The organism is Pseudomonas caspiana (genome assembly GCF_040224095.2).
Lineage (GTDB): Bacteria > Pseudomonadota > Gammaproteobacteria > Pseudomonadales > Pseudomonadaceae > Aquipseudomonas > Aquipseudomonas caspiana.
Genome location: NZ_CP167995.1, coordinates 1289383 through 1310796 on the forward strand (window position 1 = coordinate 1289383; position 21414 = coordinate 1310796).

Consider the following 21414-nt stretch of genomic DNA (forward strand, 5'->3'; position numbering starts at 1 on the left):
ATAAGGTGTAGCCTTCGTGCTGAATGTGAGTGTTTGGTCGTTTTTGCGGTCTCACTCATGCCAGCCATTCGACGCGGTTTCTTGTCTTGCCGCTTTTTTCCGTTCGGGAACTGTCCATGCGTCTTTCGAATCTGTTTTTAGCCGGCTGCCTGTCAGTGCTCAGTCTGCCGAGCTTCGCTGAAACCGTTAATAATCTTTATCAAGTCCGCGAGCCGGTCAGTGGCCAGACCCCTGACGAGCGCACCCGTGCCACTCAGGCGGCGCTGGAAACCATGGTCCTGCGCCTGACCGGCGATGCTCGGGCTCCGCAGAGCTCATCGCTGGCCGAGTTGCGCAAGGATCCGCAGCAGATCATCAGCCAGTACGGCTACGACGCCGGGCCACCGGAAACCTTGCTCGTGGATTTCGATCCGGCCAGTACTGACCGTGCATTGCGTCAGGCCGGCTATTCGCTGTGGGGCAGCAATCGGCCGTCCATTCTTGGCTGGTGGCTGAATGACGCAACCGAAGGCTCCAATCTGGTCGGCGACGGTCAGTCTTCTGCAGAGCCTTTGCGTCGTGCAGCCCAGCATCGCGCTTTACCGCTGCGTCTGCCCCTGGCTGACCTCGAGGAGCAGGGCGTTGGGACTGCAAAAAATATTGAAGGCACCGATCCCACTGCGTTGAAACAAGCGTCGGAGCGTTACGGCGCGGATGCCTTGCTTGCCGTTCATGCCAAGGAAGAGGCCGGGCAATGGCAGGGCAAATGGCGGTTGTGGATGGGTGACAAGCGCGAGCAGGGCACCGCGACCGCAGCCAGTTCCGAGGCTTTGGCTGATGCCGTGTTGCTGGCGGTCAGCGAACGACTGGCGCCGCGCTTTGTGACCAAACCAGGAGCCTCAAGCGGCCTGTTGATGCAGGTACAAGGCATGAACCTGGAACGCTATGCGCAACTGATGCAGTTACTTGAACCGTTTGGCGCGCGTCTGAAACAAGTTAAGGGCGATCGCATCATTTACGAAGTAAACGGCAGCGCCGAGCAGCTGCGCTCGCAATTGTCTCTGGCCAAACTGCAGGAAATTCCGGCATCCGAGGCTGCACCGGCTCCGGCAGCAGCGCCTGTGGTTGCACCAGAGCAGGCTGCACCGGCACCGGTTGACGCTACAGCCGCGGTTCAGGCTCCCGGGCCGACAATCGCGCCAGCTGCGGCACCGCAAATTTACTTCCGCTGGTAAGCACGCATGACATCTCTATTAGTAGTCGAGGGACTTTGATGACTGACACACGGCGCTGGTTCTGGATTGGCGGGATTGTTCTGCTGTTCCTGTTTGTATTTTTACTGCACGGGATCCTGACCCCTTTTCTGGTGGCGCTGTTGTTGGCCTACATGGGCGACCCACTGACCGACAAGCTGGAAAAACTGGGCTTGTCACGCACATTGAGTGTGGTGGCCGTGTTCGGCTTGTTCACTTTGATTCTGATGGGCTTGTTGTTGATTCTGGTGCCAATGCTCGCCAAGCAGTTGTTCCGCTTGTATGAGCTGGCGCCACAGATGCTGGACTGGTTGCAGCACACTGCGTTGCCGTGGGTACAGACCAAATTCGGTCTGGCCGACGGCTTCTGGAAGTTCGACAAGGTCAAAGCGGCGATATCCGAACACATGGGCCAGACTGGCGACATCGTCAGCGCTGTATTGTCCAAAGCAACCGCTTCCAGCCTCGCGTTGATCGGCTGGATCACCAATCTGGTGCTGATCCCTGTGGTGTGTTTCTACCTGCTGCGGGACTGGGACGTGATGATGGCCAAGATTCGCAGCCTGCTGCCGCGCCATCGCGAAGAACAGGTCGTCAAGCTGGCGGGCGAATGTCATGAAGTGCTGGGTGCGTTTATTCGCGGGCAGTTGCTGGTCATGGTTGGCCTTGGCGTTATCTACGCAGCGGGCTTGATGCTGGTAGGGCTGGAGTTGGGGCTGTTGATCGGGGTTATCGCCGGTCTGGCCGCCATCGTGCCTTATATGGGGTTTGTGATCGGTATCGGCGCAGCGCTGGTCGCAGGGTTGTTCCAGTTTGGTGGTGACCTGTATCCGCTGCTGGGTATTGCGGCAGTGTTTATGGTCGGTCAGGCACTTGAGGGTATGGTGCTCACGCCATTGCTGGTCGGCGATCGCATCGGCCTGCATCCGGTGGCGGTGATCTTCGCGATTCTGGCAGGCGGCGAGCTGTTCGGCTTCACCGGTATCCTGCTGGCGCTGCCGGTGGCAGCGGTGATCATGGTTCTGGTCCGTCATGCCCATGACCTTTATAAAGAGTCGGATGTTTACGGCGGTGCGCAAGATCCGGAGCTGTAGGAAGAACTCCCCCTGATTGGGGTTGAAATGCAATCCCCTGTGGGAGCTGAGCTTGCTCGCGATAAGGCTGGACGCGATTTAAAGTGAACCGCGTCCAGCCTTATCGCGTGCAAGCCCGTGCCCCCGCAGGGTATCGCAATGGTCCAGAAATACCTTGGAATCACGCAAACCTTTGATTTTGCTTATGGTCTGGCTCATTGTGCCCCCAGCTTCACGGGTATAAACTTTGCGCACTTTACACAGAGGCCCCTAACGGCTCACTTGAACCGTTCAGCCAGCATGAAACCTATTCAGCTGCCCCTGGGTGTGCGTCTGCGTGATGACGCCACCTTTATCAATTACTATCCCGGCGCCAATGCTGCGGCACTCGGCTACGTCGAGCGGCTGTGTGAAGCCGAGGCGGGCTGGACCGAGAGCCTCATCTATCTATGGGGCAAGGATGGCGTGGGGCGCACCCATTTGTTGCAGGCCGCGTGTCTGCGCTTCGAGCAAATGGGAGAACCGGCGGTTTACTTGCCGCTGGCCGAAGTCATCGATGAAGGCGTCGAACTGTTCGACAACCTTGAGCAGTACGAACTGGTCTGCCTTGACGATCTGCAAGCCATCGTCGGCAAGCCAGAATGGGAAGAAGCACTCTTTCATCTATTCAATCGTTTACGCGACAGCGGTCGGCGTCTGCTCATCGCGGCCTCGCAGTCCCCACGCGAATTGCCGGTCAAACTGCCCGATCTCAAATCACGTCTGACCATGGCGCTGGTGTTCCAGATGCGTGGCTTGTCTGACGAAGACAAGCTGCGTGCCTTACAGCTGCGTGCCTCACGTCGCGGTCTACACCTCACAGACGAAGTCGGGCATTTCATCCTGACCCGCGGTACGCGCAGCATGAGCGCGCTGTTTGATCTGCTGGAAACTCTGGATCAGGCCTCCTTGCAGGCGCAGCGCAAGCTGACCATTCCCTTCCTTAAAGAGACGCTTGGGTGGTAGACCCCGCGTTGCTGCTACAAACCGCCTCGGCGTTGCGTCATGCCCAGCGGATTCTGATTATTACCGGTGCAGGCTTGTCAGCCGATTCCGGCTTGCCGACCTATCGTGGCGTTGGTGGCTTGTATAACGGCGAAACCGACGACGGTATTCCTATCGAAATGGCTTTATCCGGCCCCATGCTAAGGCGCGATCCTGCGCTGTGCTGGAAGTACATCGCGCAGCTGGCCACGGCATGCCTGGGTGGTGAACCCAATGCCGCGCATTACGCCATTGCCGACCTGCAGCGCAAAAAGCCGGAATGTTGGGTGCTGACGCAAAATGTCGATGGCTATCATCGTGCTGCGGGCAGCCCGCCTGAACGACTGATCGAAATTCACGGGCAACTGGCGCCGCTTTTTTGCCAATCGTGTGGTGCTGAGGATCCGGAGTTGAGTGCGCATCTGCAGCGTCCTCTTCCGCCTCTCTGTCAGTCGTGTGGTGGCGTTATGCGACCATCCGTCGTTTTGTTTCAGGAGATGTTGCCGGAGCAAGCGATGCAAACGCTCTATGATGAGATGGCAAAAGGCTTTGATGCAGTGCTGAGCATTGGCACCACCGCCAGCTTCCCCTACATCCATGAACCCGTAATAAGAACAAGGGTTTGCGGCGGTTTTACGGCGCAAATAAATTTGACGCCAACCGATCAGACGTCACAAATGGACGCGTTTTTTGCCTGCCGGGCAGTACATGTCATGGGCGAACTGGTAAGTCACATTTAGTTCGATTGAATTTGCAAATCAGAATGATAGTGGGCATAGTCGCGGCTTCTTAATATTTATCAGCCACGGTCGTGCCCATGCTAGCTCGCTTCGCACCCCTCGTGCCTCTCGCACTTGTCACCTTACTCGTAGGTTGCGCCGCCAATTCACCGGTGTCGCAACAGCAGCAAGTACAGCAGCAAACCGCCAGATCGGTCAGCGCTCCAACTGTAAATGCCCGTTCGGATCGTTCGGTTTTGCAGGAAGAATTGACCACTGAAGCTGAACTGGCCCGTTTCTCTGACAACAAGCCTTATCAGCTGCCCGTTTTGGCAGACAGCATTCTTGAACGTGGCAAATCCCTGATCGGTACCCGTTACCGTTTCGGCGGTACCTCCACCAAGTCCGGTTTTGATTGCAGCGGTTTTATCGGTTATCTGTTCCGTGAAGAGGCTGGCATGAGCCTGCCGCGTTCTTCCCGTGAAATGATCAACATCGATGCGCCTCTGGTTAAACGTACCGACCTTGAGCCTGGCGATCTGCTGTTCTTCAGCACTGCCGGTCGCGGTCGCGTCAGCCACGCCGCTATCTACCTGGGTGACAATCAGTTCATCCATTCCAGCAGCCGTCGCAGTGGCGGCGTGCGCGTCGACAGCCTTGACGATGTGTACTGGAGCAAGACCTTTATCGAAGCCAAGCGTGCTCTGGCAATGGAATCGCCAACTGCGCCAGCGCAGACCACCGCGATGACTGCAACGACGCTCAAGACTCCTGCGGTCAAGAAGCGTAAGCACAAATAATTAGCGTCCCGTACAAAGACAGGCTATAAGCCTGTCTTGTGCTTTGCGGGCTTCCGGCAAAGTAAGCCGCATCCACATTGGGTTGTTGTGTTTATGTCGATTACGCTACGCCTCGCGGTCATCTCTCTTGCAGCGTTGCTCGGTGCTTGCGCCAGTGCGCCGCCACCTCAGCCACGGGTCGTTCAGCGTCCTGTGATCGTTGCTCCTGCCGAAAACCCTAATCCTGCTGCCGAAGACGTGCTGTTCCGCGCCCTTGGACTGGTAGGAACGCCTTATCGTTGGGGCGGCAACACGCCTGATTCGGGTTTCGATTGCAGCGGTCTGATTGGTTTCGTTTACCGTGACGCTGCGGGCATCGCCTTGCCACGTTCGACCCGCGACATGATTGTGATGCGTGCGCCGAGTGTAGGCCGCGAGCAGTTGCAGTCGGGCGATCTGGTGTTCTTTGCCACAGGTGGCGGCTCACAGGTTAGCCATGCGGGCATCTACGTCGGCGAAGGCCGCTTCGTGCATGCGCCTGCGACGGGCGGCACGGTCAAGCTCGACAGCCTCGACAAGCCTTATTGGCAGAAGGCGTATCTGGACGCCAAGCGAGTGATTCAGCCTTCGAACCTGGCGCGGAATCAGTAACGCTACTGGCCTTGAGCGGCTATCAAGCCGCGACGAAGTGCATGGAAACCGTCAATCCTGCCGCCGCAGCGAGATCGACCAAAGCATCAAGGCTAAACAGATCGACTCTGCCTGCTTTCAGATTAGAGAAGCGGGGTTTGGTAATACCGAGTCTACTGGCCTTGACCGTGTCGTTACCCGGCCATTGCCTGATCTGTTCGTTCAGTTCAATCATGAGCTGCGAGCGAGCTTTCAGGTGCGCAGCCTCTTGGGCCGTATCCGCCAAAGCGTCCCAGACACTGGCAAAGGTTTGTTCTTCGGTCATGTTCTGCTCCTAATCAAATCGCCCAGTCTCAGCGTTGCGATCGTAATGTCCCTATTGGCTGTCTTCTGTGTAGTTTTGCGGAACGCGTGCAACACATAAACGGCATCTGGCAACGTTGCCAAATAAACCACTCTAAATGCGCCTGAGATTTCTCTGACTCGAATCTCCCGTACCCCCGCGCCAATACTGGCCATAGGATTTCCAATCCTCTGGCGAGATCCCTCTTTGCACTCGGTCTAGCTGGAAGCCCGCTATTGACTGAGCCGGGGTTGGGAATTCCCTTAAACGCTCCAGCGAATCCCCCAAGAATATCAGTGGCTTCATGCTTCACTTCCGATAAGGATGTGAAGCGATTGTTATCGATTTCAATAACAAACTTTAGCAGCTCTTTCGGAGCTGGTGTCAGGAAAAATCAGCGAGTTTTGTAGGTGAGTGGTAGTGCGTGTAAGTCAGAGCGTCACAGTTGACCTTATCGTCGGAATGCCGCCCAGACCAAGCCCGGCTCCCACAGGGAAATGCGATTCATGTGGGAGCCGGGCTTGCCCGCGATTGGTTCAACTCAAATCCGGAGGCAGGCCCTTCAAGGCTTCACTCCAGCCTGCTGCGTCTTCGCTCCCGTCACCCGCCAGATTTTGTTACCCACATCATCGGCTACCAGCAAACCACCCTGATGGTCATTCACCACTCCGACCGGACGACCTTGGGCTTTTTCATCGGCATTGAGAAAACCGCTCAACAGGTCAATCGGCGTGCCCGCTGGTTTGCCATCTTTGAACGGCACGAACAGCACCTTGTAGCCGCTGTGCGGTTTGCGGTTCCAGGAACCGTGCTGGCCAATGAACATCCCTTCGTTGAATGGCGCGGGTAAGGTTTTGCCGTCGGCGAACACCAGGCCGAGTGAAGCCGTGTGCGGGCCCACTGCGAAGTCAGGCGCGATTGCCTTGGCAACAAGGTCCGGATTTTGTGGTTTCACGCGCTCGTCCACATGCTGCCCGTAATAGCTGTACGGCCAGCCGTAGAAAGCGCCGTCCTGAACCGAGGTCACGTAATCAGGTACCAGGTCGCTGCCGATTTCGTCACGTTCGTTGACTGCCGTCCACAACTTGCCGGTGGTTGGTTCCCAGTCCATGCCATTTGGGTTGCGCAGGCCTGAGGCGAAGATGCGATGGGTTTTGCTCACCGGGTCGACTTCCCAGATTGCCGCCCGACCTTCTTCGGCTTTCATGCCGTTTTCTGCGACGTTACTGTTCGAGCCAACGGTGACGTACAGCTTGCTGCCGTCTTTGCTGGCGATGACGTTTTTGGTCCAGTGGTGATTCAGCGTACCGCCTGGCAAATCGACAACCTTGGTCGGCTGCGCGCTGATCGACGTTTCGCCATCCTTATAAGGAAAGCTGATCAGGCGGTCGGTGTCGGCGACATAGAGCGTATTGCCGACCAATGTCATGCCGAACGGTGAGTTGAGGTTTTCCAGAAATGCCGTGCGGGTTTCTGCGACGCCGTCGTGATCCTTGTCTCGCAGGAGGGTAATACGGTTGGGGCTAGGCACGCCGGCCCCGGCGCGGCCCATGACTTTTTTCATGACCCAGCCACGAACGCCTTGATCGTCATCGGGCTTGGGCGGCGAATTGGTTTCGGCGACCAATACATCGCCGTTGGGCAGCACGTACAGCCAGCGCGGGTGATCAAGGTTTTCAGCGAAGGCGGCGACCTGGGTGCCCGCTGCCGCGACAGGCTTGCCACCCTGCGGCCAACCGACGGCCGGTGCGATGTTGACGGTCGGGATCAGGGTCTTGTTGGGCTCTGGTAGCTTCGGAGCCGGGCCTGTGCCGTCGGTGACTTGCAAGGTCGAGGACTCGCCACAGCCCGCGAGGCCAGCGGCAAGCACGAGCAAGACGGCGTAGTGCGGTTTGAGCGTGAACATGGTGGATCTCCGTTACGGGCAGTGGTGCATTAAGGGGTAGAGGCCCTCACTCTGTTGAGGTTCAACCCCTGTGTTGATTGACGCTCCCGGGTCAACGCTCTAACCTGCGCGCTTGTTTCAGGTGCTCAACGTCTGCGGACTGATTGAGTGAAACAGGGAAGCCGGTGCGTTCGCTTTTTTTCGAGCTATTCCGGCGCTGCCCCCGCAACGGTAAATGAGTGAAAACTGCGCAATCTGCCACTGTGCTCCGGCATGGGAAGGCGCGCAGCCGGGTTCGCCCGCTCATGAGCCCGGAGACCGGCCTGATCCATTCAACAGCATCACGGCGGGCGATGCTCTGCGCATGACCTGTGGTCGTGCTGTCAGTCTTTGCTTTGCCTTCCGTCTGCTTTCGCGTGCCCTCAAGCGGAGAGCTGAGATGAACGAATCCCCTGAACGTGACGAACGCCATCTGGCGCGCATGCTGCGCAAGAAAGCCGTCATGGATGAGCGTATTGCCAGCGCCCCTAACGAATGCGGTTTGCTGTTGGTGTTGACCGGCAACGGCAAAGGCAAAAGCAGCTCCGCCTTCGGCATGCTCGCCCGTGCGATGGGCCACGGTATGCAATGTGGCGTCGTGCAATTCATCAAGGGCAGTAACAGCACCGGCGAAGAATTCTTCTTTCGGCGTTTCCCCGAGCAGGTTCGTTACCACGTGATGGGCGAGGGCTACACCTGGGAAACCCAGGACCGCCAGCGCGATATCGCCGCAGCCGAAGCCGCCTGGGAAGTGTCCCTGGAAATGCTTCGTGATCCGGCCATTGGTCTGGTGGTGCTGGACGAACTGAACATCGCCCTCAAGCACGGTTATCTGGATATCGAGCGAGTGCTCAGTGACTTGCAGGCGCGTCCGCCGATGCAGCACGTGATCGTCACTGGTCGCGGCGCCAAGCCGGAAATGATCGACATGGCTGACACGGTTTCCGAAATTACTGTGGTCAAGCACGCCTTCCAGGCAGGCATTCGCGCCCAGAAAGGCATAGAGCTGTGAGCATACTTTCATGAGCGAGCCGCGCCACTGTCCGGCAGTTCTAATCGCCGCGCCCGCTTCGGGCCAGGGCAAAACCACCGTCACCGCTGCACTGGCTCGCCTGCATCGCAATCAGGGCCGCAAGGTTCGGGTGTTCAAGTGTGGGCCGGACTTTCTCGACCCCATGATTCTTGAGCGGGCCAGCGGTGCGCCGGTCTATCAGCTCGACCTGTGGATGGTGGGCGCTGATGAAAGCCGTCGCCTGTTGTGGCAGGCTGCGGGCGAGGCCGATCTGATTCTGATCGAAGGCGTGATGGGCCTGTTCGACGGCACGCCGTCCAGCGCTGACCTGGCTCGTCATTTTGGTGTGCCCGTATTGGGCGTGATCGATGGCACAGCCATGGCCCAGACATTTGGTGCGTTGGCCCTGGGGTTGGCGCGCTACCAGCCGGACCTGCCGTTCGCTGGTGTACTGGCCAACCGCGTCGGCACCGTGCGGCATGCGCAATTGCTTGAAGGCAGCCTGACCGAAGGTCTGCGCTGGTATGGCGCGCTGTCTCGTGAAACCGGAATCGAACTGCCAAGCCGTCATCTCGGATTGGTACAGGCCAGCGAACTGAATGACCTGGACCTGCGCCTCGACGCAGCCGCAAATGCCTTGGCCAGCACCTGCGAAGTGGCCTTGCCGCCCGCCGTGACCTTCGCCGCCCCGGACATTATTCCGGCCGAACCACTGCTTGAAGGTGTACGCATCGCCATCGCTCATGACGAAGCCTTCGCCTTCACCTATGGCGCGAGTCTGGATTTGCTGCGGGCGATGGGCGCAGAGCTGGTGTTCTTCTCGCCGATCCGCGACAGCGTTTTACCTGAAGCGGACAGTCTCTATTTGCCGGGTGGTTACCCAGAGTTGCATCACGTCGCGTTGAGCCAGAACACGTCAATGCTGGCCGCCATCCGCGAACACCACCAGGCAGGCAAACCGTTGCTGGCTGAATGCGGCGGCATGTTGTATCTGCTTGATGCCTTGACCGATGTCGACGGGCTGCGGGTTGAGCTGGTTGGCTTGCTGAAGGGCGAGGCCGTGATGCAGAAACGTCTGGCAGCCCTGGCGCTACAAAACGTCGCATTGCCCGAAGGCGAGCTACGCGGCCACACTTATCACCATTCGCTGACCAGCACCGAGTTGCAGCCCATCGCCCGTGGTTTAAGCCCCAATGGTGGGCGCGGCGCGGAGGCGGTCTATCGCGACGGGCGCATGACGGCGTCCTATGTGCATTTCTATTTCCCTTCCAATCCCCAGGCGGTTGCGGCGCTTTTCAAACCATGAGTGATCACGCGTACAGCGCCGAAGAACGTGCTGCGGTCTATCGCGCCATTGCCGAGCGACGGGACATGCGGCATTTCAGCGGTGGCAGCGTCGCGCCCGAGTTGCTGACACGTCTGCTCGAAGCGGCGCATCAGGCACCCAGCGTGGGCTTGATGCAGCCCTGGCGGTTTATTCGCATCACCGACCGGACGTTGCGTACGAACATTCAGGCGCAGGTTGAGGCGGAGCGGATTCGTACCGCCGAGGCCTTGGGCGAACGCGCCGATGACTTCATGAAGCTTAAAGTCGAAGGCATCAACGATTGCGCAGAAGTCCTCGTTGCCGCGCTGATGGATGATCGCGAAAAACACATTTTCGGCCGTCGCACACTGCCGGAAATGGACCTGGCGTCGTTGTCCTGCGCCATTCAGAACATGTGGCTGGCAGCGCGTGCCGAAGGGCTGGGTATGGGCTGGGTTTCTCTGTTTGAACCACAAGCTTTGGCTGACTTGCTGGGCATGCCCGAGGGTGCGAAACCTTTGGCGATTCTGTGTCTGGGGCCGGTGACCGAGTTTTATCCGGTGCCGATGCTGGTCATGGAAGGCTGGGGCAAAGAGCGCCCGCTGAACGAAATGCTGTTTGAAAACCAATGGGGAGCGGATCAATGAGTGTGGCGCTGTTGAGTGTTGCCGGGGTGGCGCTGGATGCGTTGCTGGGCGAGCCGAAGCGTGCTCATCCATTGGTCGCCTTTGGTCGTTACGCTGACCGGATAGAGAAGCGTTTCAATTCGGGCGGTCGCGGCTGGCGTAGCCATGGCGTCACGGCGTGGTTTATCGCGGTTATCCCGTTGACCCTGTTGGCGACTGCGTTGAGTTGGCTGCCTTACATTGGCTGGCTGGTGGAAATCCTTGCGCTGTATTGCGCACTGGGTTTACGCAGTCTGGGCGAGCACGTTGAGCCGGTGGCTCAGGCGTTACGCTCGGACGACCTTGAAGAGGCGCGCCGTCGGGTCGGCTATCTGGTCAGTCGCCAGACCTCGGAACTGGACGCCACCGAAGTCGCCCGCGCCGCCACTGAGTCGGTACTGGAGAACGGCAGTGATGCGGTGTTTGCTGCGTTGTTCTGGTTTGCGGTTGCCGGGGCGCCGGGCGTGGTCTTGTACCGATTGAGCAATACGCTGGACGCCATGTGGGGTTATCGCAATGAGCGTTTCGAGCGTTTTGGCTGGGCGGCGGCAAAGATTGACGACGTGCTCAACTACATTCCTGCAAGGCTGGTGGCGCTGACCTACGCGTTGCTAGGCAAAACCCGTCTGGCTCTGCGCTGCTGGCGCACTCAAGGCCCGACCTGGGACAGCCCAAACGCCGGGCCGGTGATGGCCGCTGGCGCGGGTGCTCTGGGTGTCGAACTGGGCGGTGCCGCGATTTATCACGGCGAACTGCATCAGCGTCCGCAGTTGGGTGAAGGTGTGCCCGCTGACGCTAATTCCATTGATCGCGGCTGGCAATTGGTGCAGCGCGGTGTGTGGTTATGGTTGTTAGTGTTGTGCATTGGAGCCGAATTTTATGCTTGAACATGGCGGTCGCCTGCGCAGGGCAGCCAGGCAATACGGCATCGATGAAGCTGACTGGCTGGACCTGTCCACGGGCATTGCACCGTGGGCGTTCCCGATTCCAGCGATCCCGGCAGCCGCCTGGCATCGTTTGCCTGAAGCCGATGACGGTCTGGAGCAAGCCGCCTGTGTTTATTACGGCGCAGCGCGAGCGTTACCGGTCGCCGGTTCCCAGGCAGCGATTCAGGCCCTGCCGCGTTTGCGCAGTGCCGGTAAGGTCGGCGTGTTGTCGCCTTGCTATGCCGAGCACGCTCATGCCTGGCGCAGCGCGGGCTTTTTAGTGCGCGAAGTGCTTGAGCATGAAGTGGATTACTTCCTCGACAGCCTCGACGTACTGGTAGTGGTTAACCCGAACAATCCAACCGGCTTGATGCTCACCCCGGAACGCTTGTTGAAGTGGCAAGCACGGCTGGCAGAGCGGGGTGGCTGGCTGGTGGTCGATGAAGCCTTTATGGACAACACGCCGGACTTGAGCCTTGCGGCCCACACCGGCTTGGCCGGTCTGATCGTGCTGCGCTCGTTTGGCAAGTTCTTCGGGCTTGCCGGTGTGAGGTTGGGATTTGTACTGGCTGAGCCGGGTTTGCTCAAATCCCTGGCTCAGGAAATCGGCCCCTGGAGCGTCAGCGGTCCCACGCGAATTATCGGCGAAGCCTGCCTTAAGGATGTTCAGGGGCACCTCGCGCAACGTAGCCGCACTGATCAGGCCAGTGAGCGGCTTGTACAGGTCCTTACGCGCCACGGGCTTCAGCCAAGCGGTGGCAGCGCGCTGTTTCAACGGGTCATCACCCCGCATGCGGAGGTGCTGCATGAGTTCTGCGCCCGGCGCGGCATTCTGTTGCGCTTGTTCGTCAGCGATAACCCGCTCGATGGCAGTCTGCGCTTCGGTCTGCCGGACACTGAAGCCCACTGGCAGCGTCTGGAGAAGGCGCTGATCGAGTTCAACCAAAGCCTGCCCAGCCAGGAGCAGCCATGACTACGTTGATGGTGCAGGGCACCACGTCCGACGCGGGCAAAAGTACGCTGGTAACGGCGCTGTGTCGCTGGCTGACGCGTCAGGGCGTTGCCGTGGTGCCGTTCAAACCGCAGAACATGGCGCTCAACAGCGCGGTGACGGCGGACGGTGGCGAAATCGGCCGTGCCCAGGCGGTGCAGGCCCAGGCTTGCGGACTGCAGCCGCATACCGACATGAATCCGGTCTTGCTCAAGCCCAACAGCGATACCGGCGCGCAGGTGATTATTCATGGCCGTGCGGTGACCACCATGAATGCGGTGGCTTATCACGGCTACAAAGAGATCGCCATGAAGGCGGTTTTGGAATCCCACGAGCGGCTGGGGCAGACCTATCCGGTGATCATGGTTGAAGGGGCTGGCTCGCCTGCCGAGATCAATCTGCGCGCCAACGACATCGCCAACATGGGCTTCGCCGAAGCGGTGGATTGCCCCGTGCTGCTAATTGCCGATATCAACCGTGGCGGTGTGTTCGCTCATTTGGTCGGCACGCTGGAATTGCTTTCTCCCAGTGAGCAGGCGCGGGTCAAAGGCTTCATCATCAACCGTTTTCGTGGCGATATCGCCTTGCTGCAACCGGGCCTCGACTGGCTTGAAGCGCGGACCGGCAAACCGGTGGTCGGCGTGCTGCCTTACGTGATGGACCTGCATCTGGAGGCCGAAGACGGTCTCGATCAGCGCCAGACCGACAAAGTCGAGCAAGTGCTCAACGTGGTGGTGCCGATTCTGCCGCGCATCAGTAACCACACCGATTTCGATCCGCTGCGCCTGCATCCGCAGGTCAATCTGCAATTTATCGGGCCGGGACAGGCCATTCCTTCGGCTGACCTGATCATCCTGCCCGGCTCGAAAAGTGTGCGCAGCGACATGGCTTATCTGCGCGCCAATGGCTGGGATAGCGCCATCGCCCGGCACCTGCGTTATGGCGGCAAGCTACTGGGGATCTGTGGCGGTTTACAGATGCTCGGTGAGCAGTTGCATGATCCGCTGGGCCTGGAGGGCGCGCCCGGTTCCAGCGCCGGTCTTGGTTTATTGGCGATGAGCACGGTGCTCGAAGAAGAGAAGCAGTTGCGCAACGTGAAAGGGCGTCTGCTTCTGGAAGGCGTGCAGGTCAGCGGCTATGAAATCCATGCTGGCGTGACCACGGGCGCAGCGCTGGAAAACCCGGCTGTGCTATTGGACGACGACCGCTGCGACGGAGCACAAAGCGCCGACGGGCAGATCTTTGGCACCTATCTGCACGGCCTGTTCGAAACCCCGGAGGCCTGCAGTGCCTTACTGCGCTGGGCCGGTTTGCAGGACGTGCAGCAAGTGGATTACCACGCGTTGCGCGAGCGGGACATCGAGCGGCTGGCGGATCTGGTGGAGAACCATCTGAATGGCAAGTTGCTGCGTGAGTTGTGTGGGGTAAATGCCAAAGCACTTGACCTGTAGGAGCGCACGAGCAGCGCGAGGCCGCGATAGCAGGGCATCAGACAAACTGCCATCGCTGCCTCGCGCTGCTCGTGAGCGCCTGCAGGGGAACATATTTCAATTTGATAGAAAGGCGCTCACATGCAGCAACTAATCCTCGGTGGCGCACGCTCCGGCAAGAGCAAGCTTGCTGAAAGCCTCGCCGCTGGCTCAGGGCTGGAAGTGATTTACATCGCCACCAGTCAGCCTGTAGATGGCGAGCTGAATCAACGTGTCGCCATGCACCGCGAGCGTCGGCCTGACACCTGGGGACTGATCGAAGAACCTATCGAGCTGGCGCGGGTTCTGCGGGACAACGCCAGCGTCGAACGCTGCTTGCTGGTGGACTGCCTGACCCTGTGGCTGACCAATTTGCTGATGCTTGAAAACACTGAGCGTCTTGTGCAAGAGCGCCAGGCGCTGCTCGACTGCGTGGCGCAACTGCCGGGCGAAATCATTTTTGTCAGCAACGAAACCGGGCTGGGCGTGGTGCCCCTCGGTGAGCTGACCCGTCGTTATGTCGATGAGGCGGGCCTGTTGCACCAGGCTCTGGCCGAGCTTTGCCAGCGTGTGGTGCTGACCGTCGCCGGTTTGCCTCTGACATTGAAAGGATCTGCATTATGAGTAACTCGTGGTGGCTTGAGCCCGCGCAAGCGATCAACGTTCCGGTCCGGGAAGAAGCCCTGGCGCGGCAGCAACAATTGACCAAACCCGCCGGTTCCCTTGGGCAACTGGAGCGCGTTGCGGTGCAATTGGCCGGTCTGCAAGGTCGAGTGAAACCCAAAGTCGACGCGGTGTGGATCGCCATTTTTGCGGGCGACCACGGTGTCGTAGCGGAAGGCGTTTCAGCTTACCCGCAGGAAGTGACCGGGCAGATGTTGCACAACTTCGTGACCGGCGGGGCGGCTATCAGCGTTTTGGCTCAGCAGCTGTCGGCGCAACTGGACGTGGTGGACCTGGGCACTGTCAGCCCATTGGATTTGCCGGGAGTACGCCATCTGCGCATCGGTGCCGGTACCGCGAACTTCGCCAAAGCCCCGGCCATGACTCAAGAGCAAGGCCTGCTGGCATTGCAGGCCGGGCGCGACAGCGTACTGCGGGCCAAAGCGGTTGGCACTGAACTGTTTATCGGTGGCGAGATGGGCATCGGCAACACCGCTGCCGCCAGTGCCGTGGCCTGTTCGCTGCTTGAGTGCGCGGCGCAGTTGCTGGTTGGGCCGGGTACCGGTTTGAATGCGGCGGGCATCAGCCACAAGACAGACGTTATCGAGCGCGCGTTGAAGCTGCACGCCGAGCAGGCTGGCGATCCCCTGCAAAGTCTGTTCTGCCTGGGCGGCTTTGAAATTGCGGCGCTGGTCGGTGCGTATCTGGCCTGTGCTCAAGAAGGTATTGCAGTCTTGGTCGACGGTTTCATTTGCAGCGTCGCGGCACTGGTCGCCGTGCGTCTGAACCCTGCGTGCCGTGACTGGCTGTTGTTCGGTCACCGCGGCGCTGAGCCGGGCCATCGTCATCTGCTGGAGACCTTGCAGGCCGATCCTCTGCTGGATCTGGGCTTGCGTCTCGGTGAGGGCAGCGGCGCAGCATTGGCGGTGCCGCTGGTGCGTCTGGCCTGTCAGTTGCACAACGGTATGGCGACTTTCGCTGAAGCCGCGGTGGCAGATCGTCCCGCATGATCCTGCATCTTGAAATGTTGCGTCACGGTGAGACCGAACTGGGCGGCGGCATGCGTGGCAGCCTGGACGACGCCTTGACCGAAAACGGCTGGGCGCAGATGCGTACAGCGGTGGCGCAAGCCGGCCCATGGGACCGGATTGTCAGTTCACCGCTACAACGTTGCGCCCGTTTTGCTGAAGAACTGGCCGAACGCCTGGCACTGCCGTTGAGCCTGGAGCCGGGCTTGCAGGAATTGCATTTCGGCGATTGGGAAGGGCGCAGCGCCGCGCAACTGATGGAAACCGATGCTGAAGGTCTGGGCCTGTTCTGGAATGACCCTTACGGCTTCACGCCAACCAATGGAGAGCCTGTCATTGAGTTTTCGGCGCGGGTGTTGGCTGCTGTCGAACAATTGCATCAAGCCTATGCGGGCGAACGTGTTTTGTTGATCAGCCATGGCGGCGTCATGCGCCTGCTGCTGGCAAAGGCCCGTGGCTTGCCTCGTGAGCAATTGCTGCAAGTCACGGTTGGGCATGGCGCGCTGTTGGCGATAAATGTGGCTGATGGCGGGCTACTGACGGAGCCCCGACCAGACCTGTAGGAGCTCACGAGCACCGCAAGGCAGCGATGGCGGAGTGTCAGAAAAACCGCCATCGCTGCCTCGCGGTGCTCGTGAGCTCCTACAAAAAATCATTTCAATTCAGCGTTTTAGGAGCAAGGCCTGACATGTTGCCGTTCTGGATCGCCCTGCAATTTCTCAGCAGTTTCCCCATCAGCCTGCCCGGCATGCCCAAGCCGCAGGAGCTAGGGCGGTCGTTGCTGTTCTATCCGCTGGTAGGCGTGCTGTTTGGCGTTGTATTGCTGGGCTTGAATACGCTGCTCAGCGGCGCACCCGTCATGCTTCATGCTGCATTGCTCCTCACCGCTTGGGTGTTGCTCAGCGGCGGACTTCATCTGGACGGCCTTGCCGACAGCGCTGACGCCTGGCTCGGCGGTTTTGGCGACCGCGAACGCACCTTGACCATCATGAAAGATCCCCGCAGCGGACCGATTGCGGTGGTCACACTGATTCTGGTGCTTTTGCTTAAATTCACTGCGTTGCTGGCGCTGATTGAAAGTCAGAACTCCATCGCGTTGCTGTTGGCGCCAGTGCTGGGCCGTAGCGCCATGCTTGGTCTGTTCCTGTGCACGCCATACGTCAGGGCTGGCGGCTTGGGGCAGGCGCTGGCTGACCACTTGCCGCGCTCGGCGGGCAAGCAAGTGTTGATCGTTTGTGCGGTGGCTTGCGTAGTGATTGCCGGTGTGTCCGGTTTGTACGCTCTCGCTGCTGCTGTTGCCTGTTTCTTGTGGCTGCGCCATTTGATGCTCAAGCGTCTGGGCGGCACCACCGGTGATACGGCGGGTGCATTGCTGGAGTTGCTGGAAGTCGCGGTGCTATTGGCGATGGTATTGGCCTGATTTACCAAGGTTATTGTAGGCGCTGCCGAAGGCTGCCAAACATCTTCCTTGACACACCGCTATCGCAGCCTTCGGCAGCTCCTACAAGTACCGTATTGCCAATCCGATCAGATTGACACTCCCATCCCCCACCGCGTAGCTTCTACACATTCTGTTACGGGTATATCCACGTAATTTTTCTTGAGCGCGTGAGCGGGAGAATAACAATGACATCCGTCTGGCGTACCAGTGGCTGGATCCTGCTAGGCAGTGCGTTGATTCTGGCGCTGTCGCTGGGTACTCGGCATGGCTTCGGGTTGTTCCTCGCACCGATGAGTGCCGATTTTGGCTGGGGGCGCGAGGTCTTTGCGTTTGCTATCGCCTTCCAGAACCTGATGTGGGGCTTGGCTCAGCCATTTGCCGGAGCCTTGGCCGACCGCTTTGGTGCTGCGAAGGTGGTGTTCATCGGCGGCATTCTTTATGCCTTGGGACTGATGCTGATGAGCATGGCCGATACGCCGCTGACTTTGTCATTAAGCGCTGGACTGTTAATCGGCATTGGTCTGTCCGGCACGTCGTTCTCGGTGATCCTCGGTGTCGTCGGCCGTGCACTGCCCGCTGAAAAGCGCAGCATGGGCATGGGGATCGCCAGTGCGGCCGGTTCATTTGGTCAATTCGCCATGCTGCCTGGTACGCTGGGGTTGATTGGTTGGCTGGGTTGGTCCAGTGCCTTGCTGGTACTGGGTGTGCTGGTCGCATTGATTCTGCCGTTGGTGATGATGCTCCGGGACAGTCCGGCACCATTGGTTGGCGGCGAGCAAACCCTAAGTGAAGCCTTGAAGGAAGCCTGTTCGCATTCGGGTTTCTGGCTGCTGGCCCTGGGTTTTTTCGTCTGCGGCTTTCAGGTGGTGTTCATTGGTGTGCATTTGCCTGCGTATCTGGTGGACCAGCATTTACCGGCCAGGATCGGCACCACCGTGCTGGCGCTGATCGGCCTGTTCAATATCTTCGGGACGTACACCGCAGGCTGGCTGGGCGGGCGTATGTCCAAGCCGCGTCTATTGACGGCTCTCTATCTGCTGCGCGCTGTTGTGATCGTGTTGTTCATCTCGCTCCCGCTCAGTGAAACCTCTGCCTATCTGTTCGGCGTGGCCATGGGCTTGCTGTGGCTGTCTACTGTTCCACTGACCAACGGCACCGTCGCCACCCTGTTTGGCGTGCGTAACCTGTCGATGCTCGGTGGTATCGTGTTCCTGTTCCATCAATTGGGCGCCTTCCTCGGCGGATGGCTGGGAGGCGTGGTGTATGACCGTACCGGAAATTACGACTTGATCTGGCAAGTGTCGATACTGCTGAGTCTGTTGGCGGCTGCGCTGAACTGGCCCGTGCGTGAACGCCCGGTTGCCCGATTGCAGGCCCACGCGGCATGAGCAGATTATGGCTCTGGGGCGCAGGCCTGACTGGGGCACTGACGCTGGCACTGATCTGGTGGGCCTGGCAAAACGTCGGGCTGGCCGCCTTGCAGTTGGGCATGGGCGCTTGCCTCTAGGCATTTGGCTGGGCGCGGGTTAGTTTGTCCCATAGACAACAATGACTGCGCCGCACAGGCGCTCGGGATGCCTTATGCACATTCGCTGGATAGCTCTGCCGGTTCTCATGTTCGCTTTAGGTGGCACTGCCATGGCTGCCGATTGCCCGGCCCTGTTGCAAGGGGAGTTGCCCAAGCTGCGTGCCAAGGAAAACATCAACCTGTGCGAGCGCTTCGCCGGCAAGCCAATGCTGGTGGTCAACACCGCCAGCTTTTGTGGTTTCGCACCTCAGTTCAAAAGCCTCGAAGCATTGAATCAGCGCTTCAAAGGGCAGGGCCTTGAAGTGCTCGGTGTGCCGTCCAATGACTTCAAGCAAGAGTCCAAGGATGGCGAAGAAACCGCCAAGGTCTGCTACGTCAACTACGGCGTGACCTTCACCATGACTGAGCCACAACCCGTCAGAGGCGACGACGCTACCCACTTGTTCAAAGTGCTGGCCGAGCAGAGCAACGCGCCGCGCTGGAATTTCTACAAGTACGTGGTGGATCGCAAAGGCAATGTAGTCGCCAGCTTCTCCAGCATGACCACACCGGATGATCCGGAGCTGATTGCTGCCGTTGAGAAGGCTATCGCTTCCAGGCCTTGAATCAGTAATAACGAAAAAGCCCCGCAACCATTGCTGATTGCGGGGCTTTTTGTTGACTCGCAAACGGCTGGGTCAGCCCGTTGCGATCGATGGATCAGAAGCGGTAGGTGATCGAGCTACCCAGACCGTGAGCGGTGTTGCGGAAGTCCGCGTTGTAAGTGCCTTTCGTAGCGCTGGAATCACGGATCTTCGCTTCATCTTCGCGCAGATACGAGTACGCAACATCGATGGTCAAGTTGTCGTTCGGGCTCCAGCCAGCGCCGAAGCTGATCGCTTTGCGGTCACCGGTAGGAATGCGCGGCGAGCGGTTTTCATTGTTGGTTGGCGATTGATCCACCGAGAAACCGGTGCGCAAGGTCCATTCCTTGTTGACCTTGTAGGAGGCACCAATAGCGTGAGCCCAGGTGTCATGCCAGTTCTGAGGCTCGGAGATGGTGCCGATGGTTGGGGTCAGCGGGCCAGGTACGCCGCTGTTTTTGACGTCGATGCTTTCCAGACGACTCCAGCGAGTCCAGGTACTGCCCGCATAAAGTGTCCAGTTGGCGTCCAGCTCATGGGTAACCGAGAAGTCGACGGATTCAGGCGTGGTCAGATCCAGCGACGCGTCGTACTTCTGGCCGTTGAACGGACCGAAGTTGGGGCCAGAGATTTTGGTATCGCCGTCGAGCTTGTATTTAACCTTGGAGTGGTAGGTTGCGCCCACGCGTGTGCTGTCGGTGGCCTGAACCAGAATGCCCACGTTGAAACCCAGCGCGGTGTCATCACCCTTGACCTTGACCTTGCCGTCGTTGATCGGCCCGGTTACCGGGTTAAGAGCTGAGGAGGTCAGCTCGCCATCAATACGGTTGATGGTCGGGCCAAAACCAATGGACACCTTGTCGTTGAATGCGTAGCTGATGGTGGGCTGGAAGGTGACAACCTGAACGTGGCTCTTGTCTGCAAAATAGCGCCCGGCGAAACCACTTTCGTAATCAGTGACCAAGCCAAACGGAACGTAAACCCCCACACCGAATGCCCAGTGATCATCAATCGGCTTGACGTAATACCCCATCGGAACTCCGACGACCGGTACCATATCGCCATCATTGCTTCCGCCGAATGTGCTGCTGGCGTCATCAATATCGGTCTTGGCGATGATTGCTGCTGCGCCAACGCTGACTTGTTCGCGCTTGAGACGGGACATACCGGCAGGGTTGCCGAATACGGTACTTGCATCGTCGGCAGATGAGGAGCGGCCCGCGAAACCGGTACCCATCCCACTGATGCTTTGTTCATTGATGGCAAAGCCGGCGGCGAACAGTTGGGAGGCAGCGAGACTGACGGTGAGGCCAATTGTGGTCTTGAGCATTACTTTTTTCATTATTAGAACTCCATGTTGATCACCGCGCGGAAATTACCAACATTTTTCGGAATGCGCCATAGTCCGAATGGCCTGATCTAGAGCTGTTTTTGTAGGACAATCCGATAAAAATGCAGGCATTTGCTTTTATCTTGATTTGGGCGAAGGCCATTCATGCCGGGTGCGAAAGTGGCGTGACGCAGGTCTGCCAGGCGCTTAAAAAATCGCGTAATCGGCCTTGTGGCTGAAATATTTCGCGCCATATTTTGGCCATTACACGGGGATCTTCGTCGTCGGGCAGGCCCAAACCGCCAGCTTCGACCATCAACCAGGCAATAGCAGTCGAGTAGCGCAGATTGACGGTTAACTCCAGATGCGGTCCGGTCAGAAACGCATGTTGGCTGGCCAGGCCTCGAACCAGACTGGCCAGTTCGGGATCCAGGGCGAGATAGTTGTCCCATAAATGTCGGTGGCGGCATTCGGAAATGCTGTAAAGGCCATGTCCGCGGCGGCTGTCCAGCGCGGCACCCAGGTCGGATTGGCTGGCAGCAACGGCGAGCAGGAACGACTCTGCGCGAGGGCTATGCCGGTCCAGATAAAGCAAAGTGGGCCGGATTACGTGGCGGGATAAGTCTCTGGCATCGATTCCCATAACATCCTCGGGAAGAAGTGACCGGCGGGTCCGTACGTATGGCAGCGACTGATCAGGATCGGACCC

At 59.0% G+C, this 21414-nt stretch carries 23 protein-coding genes, 1 pseudogene and 1 riboswitch; of the genes and pseudogenes, 19 read left to right on the plus strand and 5 right to left on the minus strand.

The genetic code is table 11. The features are described from left to right. Positions 1–116 precede the first annotated feature (116 nt). The 6 genes from ABRP31_RS05835 (at position 117) to ABRP31_RS05860 (ending at position 5477) form a co-directional block, all read left to right on the plus strand. Complete coding sequence (locus ABRP31_RS05835; protein ID WP_349973693.1) at positions 117–1214, plus strand: DUF2066 domain-containing protein; 1098 nt, start codon at positions 117–119, stop codon at positions 1212–1214. Between the two features lie 38 nt (positions 1215–1252). Next, complete coding sequence (locus ABRP31_RS05840) at positions 1253–2326, plus strand: AI-2E family transporter (protein ID WP_349973695.1); 1074 nt, start codon at positions 1253–1255, stop codon at positions 2324–2326. Positions 2327–2605: 279 nt separating this feature from the next. Then, the gene (gene hda, locus ABRP31_RS05845) at positions 2606–3310 is read left to right on the plus strand and encodes a DnaA regulatory inactivator Hda (protein ID WP_027902380.1); all 705 of its coding nucleotides are present in this window, start codon (positions 2606–2608) and stop codon (positions 3308–3310) included. After that, the gene (locus ABRP31_RS05850) at positions 3304–4068 is read left to right on the plus strand and encodes an NAD-dependent deacylase (protein WP_349973697.1); all 765 of its coding nucleotides are present in this window, start codon (positions 3304–3306) and stop codon (positions 4066–4068) included. Before hda ends, ABRP31_RS05850 begins: the two co-directional genes overlap by 7 nt. A 77-nt stretch (positions 4069–4145) precedes the next feature. Continuing rightward, positions 4146–4847 carry a C40 family peptidase gene (locus ABRP31_RS05855; RefSeq protein ID WP_087272377.1) on the plus strand — a complete coding sequence of 234 codons (702 nt, stop codon included), beginning with the start codon at positions 4146–4148 and terminating at the stop codon, positions 4845–4847. Between the two features lie 93 nt (positions 4848–4940). Then, a complete protein-coding gene (locus tag ABRP31_RS05860) occupies positions 4941–5477 on the plus strand; it encodes a C40 family peptidase (RefSeq protein WP_087272374.1) in 537 nt (178 codons plus the stop codon). A gap of 22 nt (positions 5478–5499) precedes the next feature. On the opposite strand, the gene ABRP31_RS05865 is transcribed toward ABRP31_RS05860, so the two are convergent. The 3 genes and pseudogenes from ABRP31_RS05865 to ABRP31_RS05875 all read right to left on the minus strand — a co-directional run bounded on the left by ABRP31_RS05865 (position 5500) and on the right by ABRP31_RS05875 (position 7705). Further along, positions 5500–5781, minus strand: a complete 282-nt coding sequence (locus ABRP31_RS05865) for a helix-turn-helix domain-containing protein (protein ID WP_243245346.1) — start codon at positions 5779–5781, stop codon at positions 5500–5502. Then, positions 5778–6105: pseudogene (locus ABRP31_RS05870) on the minus strand (type II toxin-antitoxin system RelE/ParE family toxin). The gene ABRP31_RS05865 and the pseudogene ABRP31_RS05870 overlap by 4 nt, the downstream one beginning before the upstream one ends. A 256-nt stretch (positions 6106–6361) precedes the next feature. After that, positions 6362–7705, minus strand: coding sequence for a sorbosone dehydrogenase family protein (locus ABRP31_RS05875; protein ID WP_349973699.1), 1344 nt, complete (start codon positions 7703–7705; stop codon positions 6362–6364). A 102-nt stretch (positions 7706–7807) separates the two neighbouring features. Next, a riboswitch (cobalamin riboswitch) is annotated at positions 7808–8026 on the plus strand. A 97-nt stretch (positions 8027–8123) separates the two neighbouring features. Between ABRP31_RS05875 and cobO the strand changes: the two genes are divergently transcribed. From cobO to ABRP31_RS05940, 13 genes are all read left to right on the plus strand, one after another. Next, complete coding sequence (cobO, locus tag ABRP31_RS05880) at positions 8124–8735, plus strand: cob(I)yrinic acid a,c-diamide adenosyltransferase (RefSeq protein ID WP_087272368.1); 612 nt, start codon at positions 8124–8126, stop codon at positions 8733–8735. 10 nt (positions 8736–8745) lie between these two features. Next, positions 8746–10041, plus strand: a complete 1296-nt coding sequence (locus ABRP31_RS05885) for a cobyrinate a,c-diamide synthase (protein ID WP_349973700.1) — start codon at positions 8746–8748, stop codon at positions 10039–10041. After that, the gene (gene bluB / locus ABRP31_RS05890; RefSeq protein ID WP_349973701.1) at positions 10038–10688 is read left to right on the plus strand and encodes a 5,6-dimethylbenzimidazole synthase; all 651 of its coding nucleotides are present in this window, start codon (positions 10038–10040) and stop codon (positions 10686–10688) included. Before ABRP31_RS05885 ends, bluB begins: the two co-directional genes overlap by 4 nt. Further along, positions 10685–11593, plus strand: coding sequence for an adenosylcobinamide-phosphate synthase CbiB (gene cbiB, locus ABRP31_RS05895; RefSeq protein WP_349973703.1), 909 nt, complete (start codon positions 10685–10687; stop codon positions 11591–11593). The genes bluB and cbiB overlap by 4 nt, the downstream gene beginning before the upstream one ends. Further along, on the plus strand, positions 11586–12605 hold the full coding sequence (gene cobD, locus ABRP31_RS05900; protein WP_349973705.1) for a threonine-phosphate decarboxylase CobD: 1020 nt from the start codon (positions 11586–11588) through the stop codon (positions 12603–12605). The genes cbiB and cobD overlap by 8 nt, the downstream gene beginning before the upstream one ends. Beyond that, positions 12602–14074 (plus strand): cobyric acid synthase, encoded by a 1473-nt coding sequence (locus ABRP31_RS05905; RefSeq protein WP_349973707.1) that lies wholly within the window; start codon positions 12602–12604, stop codon positions 14072–14074. Before cobD ends, ABRP31_RS05905 begins: the two co-directional genes overlap by 4 nt. 120 nt (positions 14075–14194) lie before the next feature. Next, positions 14195–14716, plus strand: a complete 522-nt coding sequence (cobU, locus tag ABRP31_RS05910) for a bifunctional adenosylcobinamide kinase/adenosylcobinamide-phosphate guanylyltransferase (RefSeq protein WP_349973708.1) — start codon at positions 14195–14197, stop codon at positions 14714–14716. Further along, positions 14713–15765, plus strand: a complete 1053-nt coding sequence (gene cobT, locus ABRP31_RS05915) for a nicotinate-nucleotide--dimethylbenzimidazole phosphoribosyltransferase (protein WP_349973710.1) — start codon at positions 14713–14715, stop codon at positions 15763–15765. Before cobU ends, cobT begins: the two co-directional genes overlap by 4 nt. After that, on the plus strand, positions 15762–16346 hold the full coding sequence (cobC, locus tag ABRP31_RS05920; protein WP_349973711.1) for an alpha-ribazole phosphatase family protein: 585 nt from the start codon (positions 15762–15764) through the stop codon (positions 16344–16346). Before cobT ends, cobC begins: the two co-directional genes overlap by 4 nt. A gap of 125 nt (positions 16347–16471) precedes the next feature. Beyond that, complete coding sequence (locus ABRP31_RS05925; protein ID WP_349971528.1) at positions 16472–17203, plus strand: adenosylcobinamide-GDP ribazoletransferase; 732 nt, start codon at positions 16472–16474, stop codon at positions 17201–17203. A gap of 206 nt (positions 17204–17409) precedes the next feature. Further along, the gene (locus tag ABRP31_RS05930) at positions 17410–18612 is read left to right on the plus strand and encodes an MFS transporter (RefSeq protein ID WP_349971527.1); all 1203 of its coding nucleotides are present in this window, start codon (positions 17410–17412) and stop codon (positions 18610–18612) included. Further along, on the plus strand, positions 18609–18731 hold the full coding sequence (locus tag ABRP31_RS05935; RefSeq protein WP_274521400.1) for a hypothetical protein: 123 nt from the start codon (positions 18609–18611) through the stop codon (positions 18729–18731). Before ABRP31_RS05930 ends, ABRP31_RS05935 begins: the two co-directional genes overlap by 4 nt. A gap of 74 nt (positions 18732–18805) precedes the next feature. After that, the gene (locus ABRP31_RS05940) at positions 18806–19357 is read left to right on the plus strand and encodes a glutathione peroxidase (protein ID WP_349971525.1); all 552 of its coding nucleotides are present in this window, start codon (positions 18806–18808) and stop codon (positions 19355–19357) included. A gap of 94 nt (positions 19358–19451) precedes the next feature. On the opposite strand, the gene ABRP31_RS05945 is transcribed toward ABRP31_RS05940, so the two are convergent. Together ABRP31_RS05945 and ABRP31_RS05950 are read right to left on the minus strand one after the other, a co-directional pair. Then, positions 19452–20717 (minus strand): OmpP1/FadL family transporter, encoded by a 1266-nt coding sequence (locus ABRP31_RS05945; RefSeq protein WP_087272332.1) that lies wholly within the window; start codon positions 20715–20717, stop codon positions 19452–19454. A 151-nt stretch (positions 20718–20868) separates the two neighbouring features. After that, positions 20869–21348 carry a hypothetical protein gene (locus ABRP31_RS05950; RefSeq protein ID WP_087272329.1) on the minus strand — a complete coding sequence of 160 codons (480 nt, stop codon included), beginning with the start codon at positions 21346–21348 and terminating at the stop codon, positions 20869–20871. Positions 21349–21414 lie beyond the last annotated feature (66 nt).